This is a genomic window from Halorubrum sp. F4 (assembly GCF_027257195.1).
Classification (GTDB): domain Archaea; phylum Halobacteriota; class Halobacteria; order Halobacteriales; family Haloferacaceae; genus Halorubrum.
Genome location: NZ_JAPDFS010000028.1, coordinates 286 through 7,529 on the forward strand (window position 1 = coordinate 286; position 7,244 = coordinate 7,529).

Here is a 7,244-nt window from a genome sequence, read left to right on the forward strand (position 1 = left end):
ACGGCGGATGGCGGGAAGTCACGTGGGGCGGTCGGTCCTCAGATCCCCGCGGCGTCGGGCGCTTCCGCGTCGTCGGCCGTCCCATCGGACTCGGCCGTGTCGCCGGTCGCGTCGTCGGATCCGGTCGCCGTGCCGTCGGCGAGCTCGTCGGTGTCGTCGAGGTCCTCGAGCGCCGACAGCGCCGCGGCCTTGTACGTCTCGGGATCGAGGTCGTACTGCTCGCGGGCCATCCGCGCGTACTCGTTCCCCTCGTCGTCGAAGGCGGCGACGCGCTCTATCGTTCGCCGAGCGGTCTCCGCGACCCAGCGGTCGCGGACGCTCGCGTCGACCTCCGTGATCGACTCGGGGCGGACCGAGACGCGGACGGTCCCGTCGTCGGTCTCGTACGTCCGGGGCTTGCCCACGACCGCGACGTAGGCGGGCGGTTCTAGGTCTCGGAGCTTCGAGGCGGCCTCGGGCTGGTACTGGCCGGCGTAGACGAAGAACGTCCCCGTCGGGTCGACGATGCGGCCCCGCCAGTACTCGCTGTCCTCGCCGACGTCCTCCTTCTCGGTGAGGGTGCCGACGAAGAAGACGCGGTTGGCGGACTCGCCCGTCGGCAACAGCAGGTAGACGGGCGCGCGCTCGTCGTCGGACTCCTTGAACGTGTAGCCGGCGTCGTTGAACTCGCTCGCGAACGTGCGCCGGGCGACCTCTCGGGTGGGGGTTGACTGGCTCATTTCAGATCGACCTCGCTTCGATCAGCGCGCTTTCCACGTCGACCGCGCCGGGTTCCTCCATCTCGTCGACCAGGACGTACCGGCCGAACGTCGGTCCGCTAACGCGGTAGTAGCGGCCGAGGACGTCCTCGGCCATCTCCTCGGCGACGACCGTCGTGTCGAGCGCGTCCATCGCCATGTCCTTCGCCTCCTCGAGGCCCATTCCGGTGAGCTCCTCGGTGGCCTCGCGGTCGAAGATGACCTCGGTGACGGTCTCGCCGTCGTCGAGGACGCCCTTGATGCGGAGGTCGAACTCGCCCTCGACCTGGCCGTGCTCGGAACACCGCCCGTTCTGGAGGACGCGGGTACAGTCCTCCTCGGGACAGCGCTTGATCAGCCCGGAGCCGGACTGGATGTCGACGAGCGCTCCCTCGACGGTCTCGGCGTTGTCGCCGACCTCGATCTCCTCGTCGATCTCGGTGATCCCCGTCGTTCGGTTGAGCTTCACCGAGTAGCTGCCCTCGTACTCGTCGGTGACGACGTTCGAGAGCTCGTAGGCCTTCCCCTCCTCCAACTCGGGGAGGTCGGACGTCTCGAAGGCGACGAACTTGATCGTCCCGGACTCGTCGCCGACGAGCCCGACCTGCGAGATGGAGTCGCTTCGGGGCTCCCAGAGGTCGACGAGCTTCACGCGGAGGTCGACCCACCGCTCGTCCTCGTCGATGTCGTTCACGTGGACCTGCTCGGTGCCGCCGCGGCCGAGCTCGTCGCGCTCCATTCCGGCGTCGTCGAGGTAGCTGTTGGTGACGCTCCGGCGCGCCTCCTCGAGCGGCACGCGGTACTCGTTGACCAGGTTCTCCAGCCGCTCTTCGATCTCGTCGGGGCCCACCTCGAGGTGGTCCGAGAACTGTTCCGCTATCGCTTCCGCTTCCTGTCGCAGTTCGCTCATGGGTGTCTCGCCTCCGGTCGTTTTCAATGGGAGGCGTACGACGGTTGGTTCCTCATGATATTAAAACGAACGTGACCGCGGTGAAAGTGTCCACCCGGTCGCCGTGGAGGCCTCGATATCGGTCGATAGCGGGCGAGTATCGGACGAGTTTCGATCCGTGATCGATCGATGGCTCCTCCGTCGGGAATCGGTTCGTCAGACGTGCGTCAGCCACGCGCGGGCGGCGTTTCAAGTGGAACCCTCACACGGGACGCGTTCACGAAGCGGTCGGGCGTGGGGGAGGATCTCGACGCCCACGTCGCCAACGGACCTATACTCCGGGCGGCCGAAAGCGGGGACATGGACGACCGCCTCGAACGGATGATCCGCCAGCAACTCCGAAAGGCCGGCCGGCAGTTCGAGGAGGCCAAGCGGGCGTACGCGGAGGGTAGAACGGATCCCGACGAGGAGAACGCCGGTGCGGAACTGTACGACCTGCCGACCGACGAGGGTGGGCGCGCGAGGGTCGTCTGTCGGCGACACGCCGAGCGACGATCGGTGACCGTCGACGCCGAGGGCCGCCCCGACTGTTTCGAGCCGGATCACGCCGACTGTGAGGGCTGTGCGGAGGACGTCCGGGACGGCTACGTCGAGACGTGGTGACTCGCCGTGAGGGACCGTCCGGGACGTTCTCCCGGATCTCGCCCCCGGGAGGTTTTATAGCCCGGACGCGTGCGAATCGGTCATGCAACGGAAGACGGTCGCCGTCGCCCTCCTGCTCGTCGTCGGAGCGGGGCTGGTCCTCTCGGGGGTCCTCGGCGGGACCGTTCAAGAGCCGGAGGCCGGCGACGTCCCCGCGGAGTCCCTGATCGAGATAGAGGGGGACTACGAGCTGTGGCCGTACACGAGCCGAAGCCGGTCCGTCTACGGACAGACCCTCGCGATCAACGTCGTGTTCCGGAACGACGCCGAGACGGTCGAGCGCGCACTCACCACTGACCCGGAGGCCGACTGGCGGGAGACGGACGAAGAGGAGGCGACCGACGAGGACGGCCGCGCACCGCTGGTCGGGGACGACAACGCCACGGGGCGGACGGACCCGATCGAAAACGAGAATCGATCGGATCCCGTCCGGGACATCGTCGGAGGCAATTGGGAGAACGCCAGCGGATCGAACCGGTACTCGTATTTCAGGGGACCCGACGGCGGCACCTGGCAGGCGGTCACCTTCGAGGTCCACGACGGCACGTATCTGGGTACCCGTGACCACATTCGGGCGTACGAGTCGCCCGACGGCGCGTATACCGCGGTGCAGATCCACGAGGAGTACTACGACTGGTTCCGTCTCCGTCACACCGTCCCCGACATCGACGAGCCGGCGACCCGGCTCGAGGACGAGTTCATCGACGATCCGATCGCCGCGGAGGTCAGCCGGGAGTACCGCGGGATCGACGGCGGCCGGAGCGACGGCTGGCTCTCCGTGATCGAACTCGCCGTTCTCCTCCCGGCGGTCGGGGCGCTCCTCCGGAGACGGACCCGCGAGGCGGCCGTGGAGACGGCGAGTCGGCTGCGACGGGAGGCGGAACGACACGCGGAGGCGGCGGTTCTCGGCGTGGCACTCGCGGGGGCCTTCGTCTCGGTCCGACACCTGGGCGTCGCCCTGGAGACCGCGTATCCCGACCTCGCGCCGAAGGCCATCGCCGCACCGCTGTACCTCGTGATCGCCGTCGGGCTGCCGGCGCTCGTCGTCCACGGGAGCCGACGATCGGATCCGACCGCCGTGTTCCTCGGGGTCGTGTTGGGGCTCGGTTCGGGGTTCGTCCTCGACTTCGCCGCGCTCGGAGTGGCGGTGCCTCCCGGCCTGATCGTCCATCGAATGGCGGTGCTCGCCGCGCTCGGGCTGATCGCCGTCGGACGGGCGGAGGGAGACCGATCGGTCCTCGCCGCCGGCGTGCTCGCGTGGATCGTCGCGCTCGCGCTCCCCCTCGCCGACGTGCTCTAGGATCGACCTCCGTCACACCATAGAACTGATATACTTTCGGAGACGACTCCATCTGAACGATGACGGGGCGGATCAGCCGACGCGACGCGCTTGCGGGGATCGGCCTCGCTGTCGGGAGCGCCGGCTGTGCCGGGCGGGCACGGAACATCGCCGGACGTGAGAGCTCCGCACAGCTCGTACTGGAGATCCGAACCACGCCGGCCGACGAGGACCCGAACGGGATCCGGATCGCGCGGGCGCTCGCCGAGAATTTGGACGCCGTCGGCGTCGACGCGCGGATCGAGACGATGAACGGGACCGACCTCCGCCGAACGGTGCTCCTCAACCACGACTTCGACGTGTACGTCGGCCAGTACACGGAGGTGCTCCCGTTCGATCCCGACGTACTCTACGGTCTCACCCACTCGAAGTTCACCGCCGAGGCGGGGTGGCAGAACCCGTTCGGCTTCACCGACCTCGACGTCGACGAGCTCCTCGAGGAGCAACGGGCCGCGGACGAGTCCGACCGGGCCCGGATCGTCTCGGAGCTCCAGGAGTCGATGTGTGAGAAACAGCCGTTCACCGTCGTCGCGTTCCCGGACGCGCTGGCGGCGGCGCGGACGGATCGGTTCGTCGGTTGGGAGACGGGACCGCCGATATCCGCGACCGGGCTGCTCACCATGGATTTCATCGACGAACGAAGCGGGGACGACGGCGACCCGGTCACCCTCCGGCTCGCGACCGCGGACGGACGCATCTCCGAGAACTGGAACCCGATCGCCGCCGAGTATCGCCGATACGGAACGTTCATGTCGATGCTGTACGACCGGCTCGCGATCGTCGACGACGGGGCCACGGTCCCGTGGCTCGCGCGCGAGTGGGAGTGGACCGACCCGGAGACGCTCGAGATCGGACTGCGGGACTCGACGTGGCACGACGGCGAGCCGCTGACCGCGGAGGACGTCGCGTTCACGTACGAGTTCCTCCGGGACACCTCGATGGGGGGGACCGAGATGCCGGTTCCCTCCCCACAGTTCCGGGGACGCGGATCGATCGTGGAGTCGGCCGACGCCGTCGACGACTCGACCGTTCGACTGGTCGTCGCGGAGACCGACGAGACCGTGGCCGAACGCGCCCTACAGGTCCCGATACTGCCGAGACACGTCTGGATCGATCGAGCCGAGACGGCGACGGTCGGCGGGTTCGAGCTCGACACCGAGACCACCGAGGCGCTCGTCACGCCCAACGAGGACCCCGTCGGCAGCGGTCCCATGCGGTTCGTCGAGTCGACTCCCGGCGAGCGAGTCGTCTTCGAACGGAACCCCGATCACTTCCTCGTTCGCGCCGGCTCGGTGGATAGCGCGGACGCCGAGACCGGCGAGGAAGCCGAGACCGACGGGGATTCCGCCGAGTCGACGACCGGAACCGAGGAGGAGGAGTCGATCCCGGAGCCGTACCGTGGTAAGCCGGAGTTCGATCGTCTCGAGGTCGCGATCGTCGGCTCGGACGTCTCCGCGGTACAGTGGGTCGCCGACGGCTACGCCGACGGAACGGTCTCGAACCTCGGACCGGACTCGGTGCCCCGGATCGGCCGCGAGAGCGATGCCCGCCTCGTGAGCACGCAGTCGGCCGCGTTCTACTACGTGGGGTACAACGCGCGGCGTGCGCCGCTTTCGAACCCGCGCTTTCGAGGGATCGTGGCGTCGCTCGTGGACAAATCGACCATCGTCGACGACGCGTTCGCCGGGTACGCCCGGCCGGCCACCAGTCCGCTGGCGACGTCGCCCGAGTGGGTTCCCGGGAACCTCCGGTGGGACGACGACCGCGAGGAGGACCCGGTACATCCGTTCCGGGGGAAGGACGGGTCGCTCGACGCGGAGGCGACGCGCGAGGCCCTTCGGGAGATCGGCTATCGATTCGACGAGTCCGGCAGACTGCTCGCGCGGGACCAATGACGCCGCTCCTCCCGGTCGTCACGAGCGTCCTGTTCTGGGTGGCCGCGATGTGTCTCGTCGCCGGCGTCGCCGTCGTCGGCCCGCGGCGGCTGTACGGGGTCGGCGAGAACCTCGTTCCGTACCTCCGCGAGTCCCGTCGGGAGGTCGCCGCCCTGCTCGTCGTGCTCGTCGTGAGCGGGATCGGTCGGCCCGCGCTCCAGTCGATATCGGAGGTGTTGGGCCTGCGACTGACCAGCCTCATCTTCGACCTCGAGGGGAACTTCGTCGCGTGGCTCCAGGGGACCTTCCAGAGCCCGCAGTTGACGCTGTACTTCTCGTCCGTCTACGTGTTCGGGTACGCGTTCCTGCTCGTGTTTCCGTTCATCGCGTACGCGGCGCTTCCGGAGTCGACGACGCTGAAGCGGCTGATCGTGGCGTACGCGCTCAACTACGCGATCGGCCTCGTGCTCTACACCGTCGTGTTGGCGTACGGCCCGCGAAACGTGATGCCCGACGCCGTGACCTCGCTTCTGTACACGTTCAACCCGGAGTTCCGGACGCTCACTGCGGAGGTGAACGTCGAGACGAACGTGTTCCCCTCGCTTCACACCTCCCTGTCGGTGACCGTCGCGGCCTTCGCCGCGCTCACGCACGGACAGTATCCCCGGTGGACGCCGATAGCCTGGTGGATCGCCGGCTCCGTGGTCGTCTCGACGATGTACCTCGGGATACACTGGCTCACGGACGTGGTCTTCGGGACCGCCCTCGCGCTCGGCTGCGTGTACCTCTCGTACCGGTACGTCGACGCGGTCGAGGACCGCGACAGGAGCGCGGCCGACCGAAACGCGACCGACCAAAGCGCGGCCGATCGGAACACGCCGGATCAAAACGCCGACGACGGAACGGTCGAGGAACCCGCCGAGGGAGGTTCCGCCTGATCGCGGTCGACCCGATCGCTATCGACGCGCCTACGCGCCCTCGACGAGCCGCCGGAGGTGTTCCGGCGGGACCGCGCCGCGGGCGGCGTGGTCGTCGTACGCGAAGGTGGGAACGCCGGTGACGCCCCGCCGTCGCGCCTCGTCGAACAGCGCCGACACCTCCTCGCGGAGCGTGTCGTCCCCGAGCGCGGACCGGACTTCCTCGGGATCGACGCCGGCGTCGGCTGCGAGGTCGACGAGCAGGTCGCGGTCGCCGATGTCCTCGCCATCCTGCCAGAGCGCGGCGAAGACGGACTCGTCGAACGCGAGCCACGTGTCGTAGGGGTAGTGTTCCTTCACGTAGTAGGAGACGACCTGCGCGTCGAGCGAGTCCACGTCGGTCGCGATCTCGAGGTCCATCTCGACGTCGTACTCCTCCTGAAGCCGGCGGACGTTCTCTTTCGCCTGCGCGTAGTAGTCGTCGTCCTTGCCGTCGTCGACCGAAGTGTCGATGCTCCCGTCGGGACGGCGTTTCCCGCTCCGGAGGTCGAAGGGATGCCAGTCGATCCGCAGGTCGTCGTCCGCCTCGCGCGTCTCACGATACTGGTCGAGCGAGCGTCGGCCGAGATAACAGAACGGACAGACGTAATCGGAAAACACCGTGACGGTGACGGGATCGGTCGCGGTCTCGGTAGCGGTCTCAGCGTCGTTTCCGTCGGGGTCGGCGTCGGTGTCGCTCATACCTCCTTTCGGACCCCGACGCGGAAAGCCCGTTCGGCGGCGGCG

General features: G+C 68.3%; 7 protein-coding genes. 4 read left to right on the plus strand and 3 right to left on the minus strand.

Annotation, left to right across the window (positions count from 1 at the left end):
- Positions 1–38: 38 nt before the first annotated feature.
- Both OKW78_RS16180 and OKW78_RS16185 read right to left on the minus strand, forming a co-directional pair.
- The gene (locus OKW78_RS16180) at positions 39–719 is read right to left on the minus strand and encodes an RPA family protein (protein ID WP_281196092.1); all 681 of its coding nucleotides are present in this window, start codon (positions 717–719) and stop codon (positions 39–41) included.
- Between the two features lies 1 nt (position 720).
- Positions 721–1,647 (minus strand): replication factor A, encoded by a 927-nt coding sequence (locus OKW78_RS16185; protein WP_281196094.1) that lies wholly within the window; start codon positions 1,645–1,647, stop codon positions 721–723.
- 339 nt (positions 1,648–1,986) lie between these two features.
- Between OKW78_RS16185 and OKW78_RS16190 the strand changes: the two genes are divergently transcribed.
- The 4 genes from OKW78_RS16190 (at position 1,987) to OKW78_RS16205 (ending at position 6,479) form a co-directional block, all read left to right on the plus strand.
- Entirely contained in the window at positions 1,987–2,289 is a 303-nt protein-coding gene (locus OKW78_RS16190; protein ID WP_281196101.1) for a hypothetical protein, read from the plus strand.
- Between the two features lie 82 nt (positions 2,290–2,371).
- Positions 2,372–3,628, plus strand: a complete 1,257-nt coding sequence (locus OKW78_RS16195; protein ID WP_281196095.1) for a DUF3488 domain-containing protein — start codon at positions 2,372–2,374, stop codon at positions 3,626–3,628.
- Positions 3,629–3,687: 59 nt separating this feature from the next.
- Positions 3,688–5,562 (plus strand): ABC transporter substrate-binding protein, encoded by a 1,875-nt coding sequence (locus OKW78_RS16200; RefSeq protein WP_281196097.1) that lies wholly within the window; start codon positions 3,688–3,690, stop codon positions 5,560–5,562.
- Positions 5,559–6,479 carry a phosphatase PAP2 family protein gene (locus OKW78_RS16205; RefSeq protein WP_281196098.1) on the plus strand — a complete coding sequence of 307 codons (921 nt, stop codon included), beginning with the start codon at positions 5,559–5,561 and terminating at the stop codon, positions 6,477–6,479. The genes OKW78_RS16200 and OKW78_RS16205 overlap by 4 nt, the downstream gene beginning before the upstream one ends.
- Before the next feature lie 30 nt (positions 6,480–6,509).
- Here OKW78_RS16205 and OKW78_RS16210 read toward each other — a convergent pair whose 3' ends face one another.
- Entirely contained in the window at positions 6,510–7,199 is a 690-nt protein-coding gene (locus OKW78_RS16210; protein WP_281196100.1) for a DsbA family protein, read from the minus strand.
- Between the last annotated feature and the right edge of the window lie 45 nt (positions 7,200–7,244).